This window comes from Geomicrobium sp. JCM 19037 (genome assembly GCF_000698105.1).
Classification (GTDB): domain Bacteria; phylum Bacillota; class Bacilli; order Bacillales; family Marinococcaceae; genus Geomicrobium_A.
Genome location: NZ_BAWZ01000073.1, coordinates 1 through 880, shown reverse-complemented (window position 1 = coordinate 880; position 880 = coordinate 1). Strand labels below are relative to the sequence as shown.

The window sequence follows — 880 nt, the reverse complement described above, 5'->3', positions numbered from 1 at the left end:
ATTGTTCCGTCGGGGGCGATGCAGGAGGAAGGAGAGAATGATGTGATAAGAGGTAGAAGTCGTCTACTCCACCCTAAAACGACACCACCACCTTTGTCGCTTAAAGAATTATCCCCCTTAAACAAGATTAGCCTGGTGGTACTAAGCAGAATCACATAAGCAGTATTATTATATATATTAATTGAAGGTTGGATATGGTTATCTCCGATATTATTTATGTTACTTAAAAAAACCGCATTACTCCAAGTGTGACCACCATCTGTTGACTTTGAATAGCGTAGCCTCCAGTTATTAGGATTATTCGCATCCGCATGCTTACACGACCACACGGCATGGAGTGCGCCATTTTGCGGGTCAATGGCGAGGGAGCAGTTGCCTATTTCGGTGATGCCTGTGTTTTCGATACGTATAGGCCCTCTTTCTCGCCATTCACTGATATTAAAGTCATAGCAATGAAACTTATAACTGTTAGATCTGACCGAAAAAATAATAATCCAATTTGGTTATTGGGCATAGCTACAATTGACCATTTAACAAACCGATTAGAAGCGTCCCAACCCCAATTAAAGGTCGTCAACCAACTATTTCCACCGTCCCTAGATACTTTAAATCTAATCCTAGATCCTTCACCATTTTGATAATCTAAATATGAGGAAACTAACCAACCATTTTCAAGTCGTACTAGCTTCCGCCCGCCGTTACCCTCCGTGGAGTATACGCCCTCTGCGACAGTGACATTTTCTCGCTCATAATCCGTAATTTGCGTTTCCCTTCCGAACCCAATCCCATCCTCCGTCCGCACCGCCGTAGAATCATCCACATCAAACTCGACACCAATCGGCGCATTTACAAATCCGTCCGCAAAGGTAACGCCGTTCTC

1 protein-coding gene is annotated in these 880 nt (G+C 43.6%); it reads right to left on the bottom strand.

Annotated elements, in window-relative coordinates:
* Positions 1 to 376 precede the first annotated feature (376 nt).
* On the bottom strand, positions 377 to 880 hold a 504-nt coding region (locus JCM19037_RS27980; RefSeq protein WP_042404524.1), incomplete at its 5' end, for a hypothetical protein.